This is a genomic window from Caulobacter sp. P1_B12_2 (assembly GCF_056406675.1).
Genome location: NZ_JBFTZS010000737.1, coordinates 1 through 1541, shown reverse-complemented (window position 1 = coordinate 1541; position 1541 = coordinate 1). Strand labels below are relative to the sequence as shown.

The 1541-nt window shown below is 72.0% G+C and carries 2 protein-coding genes and 1 pseudogene; 1 reads left to right on the top strand and 2 read right to left on the bottom strand.

The features are described from left to right. Positions 1-31: 31 nt before the first annotated feature. On the bottom strand, positions 32-526 hold the full coding sequence (gene msrB / locus AC1DZ6_RS25370; protein WP_477099850.1) for a peptide-methionine (R)-S-oxide reductase MsrB: 495 nt from the start codon (positions 524-526) through the stop codon (positions 32-34). Between the two features lie 125 nt (positions 527-651). Here msrB and AC1DZ6_RS25365 point away from each other — a divergent pair. Then, positions 652-954, top strand: a pseudogene (locus AC1DZ6_RS25365) (DJ-1/PfpI family protein); the annotation flags it as partial. A gap of 117 nt (positions 955-1071) precedes the next feature. On the opposite strand, the gene AC1DZ6_RS25360 reads toward AC1DZ6_RS25365, so the two are convergent. Next, positions 1072-1533, bottom strand: a complete 462-nt coding sequence (locus AC1DZ6_RS25360) for a GlcG/HbpS family heme-binding protein (protein WP_477099851.1) — start codon at positions 1531-1533, stop codon at positions 1072-1074. Positions 1534-1541 lie beyond the last annotated feature (8 nt).

Here is a 1541-nt window from a genome sequence, read left to right as displayed (position 1 = left end):
CACGCCGCAAGGGCATGTCCCCGGCGGTGCGCTAGCCCTTGACCTCATCCCCGCGATGCAACGGGTCGGGCAGGGGATCGCCGGACTTCACGAACTGCAGCGACACCGAATTGATGCAATAGCGCAGCCGCGTCGGGGCCGGGCCGTCCGGGAAGACGTGACCCTGGTGGCTGTCGCAGCGGGCGCAGAGCGTCTCGATCCGCAGCATGCCGTAGGAGGTGTCGCGCACCTCCTTGACGTGGGCCTCGTCGAACGGGGCGTAGAAGCTGGGCCAGCCGGTGCCGCTCTCGAACTTGGTCTTGTATTCGAACAGCGGCAGGCCGCACTCGCGGCAGCAATAGACGCCGGGGCTCTTCTCGCCCAGCAGGCCGCCGCAGAACGGGGCCTCGGTGCCGTGATGCAGCAGGACGCGAGCCTCCTCGGCCGTCAGGTCGGCCTCCAGGCGTTCACGTTCGGGCTCGGTCGGCGGGGTCAGATCGAAGCCGCTGGACGAACGGGGGGCGGAGCGTTGGGCTGTGTCGGTCATGGCCGGCAATATGGGCGCTCGGCGCGCGTTGCGGTAGGGGGCGAGGGCCTGCTGACAAAGGCCGGCGCGTCGGAGCATAAGACAGTCCGCCGCGTTCGATCCCAAATCGCCGAGAGGAACCTCCCATGACCATCGCCGTCGCTTTCCTGCAACCGGGCTGGGCCGACTGGGAGGCCGGGACGGTGCTGGCCTATCTGCGCGAATATTGCGGCGTGCAGGTCGAGATCGCCACGCCGGACGGCGAACCGCAGACCTCGATCGGCGGCGTGCTGGCCGCGGCGGACTACAAGTTCGCCGACCCGGTGCTGGCCGACGCCGACGTCTTCCTGCTGATCGGCTCGGACGCCTGGCCGGGCTACAGCGATGCGGCCTTGGACGGCCTGCTGCGCCAGGTGCACGCCGACGGCAAGATCGTCGGGGCGATCTGCGGCGCGACGGTCGCCGCGGCGCGGGCGGGGCTGCTGGCGGGCAAGGCCCACACCTCGAACGGCGCGGACTGGCTGGCCGGCCACGCGGCGCATGCGCCTGTCCCCAAGCACGAGGCGTTACTTCAGCGCAGCCGCCGCGACGCGCGCCACCGCGCCGTCCTGGGCGCCGGAGCCGCCCGAGACGCCGATAGCCCCGGCGATCTTGCCGTCGACGATCAGCAGCTCGCCGCCGTCGATGGCCAGGGCGCCGGTGAAGATCGCATTGAGCGTGCCGCCCTTCACCGCTTCCTGGAAGTACGAGGTGGGGCGGCGGAAGCTGGCGCTGGTCTCGGCCTTGCGGCGGGCCACGTCGTTGGAGCCGTACTGGGCGCCGTCCATCTTCTCGCTGAACACCAGGGCCCCGCTGGGCTCGACCACGACGATGACCATCGACCAGCCCTGCTTGCGGGCTTCGGCCTCGGCGGCGGCCGCGGCGATCTTGGCCTGGGCCAGGGTGACCGGCGCGCCGTAGGGCGGGGCCGGCGGCGGGGCGTGCGGCGCGGCCGCCGGAGCGGTCGCGGCGGGGGCGGTCTGGGCCAGGACGGGGC

Coding starts and splice junctions, on each gene's coding strand:
- msrB (WP_477099850.1), bottom strand. CDS start 526: ATGACCGACACAGCCCAACGCTCCGCCCCCCGTTCGTCCAGCGGCTTC.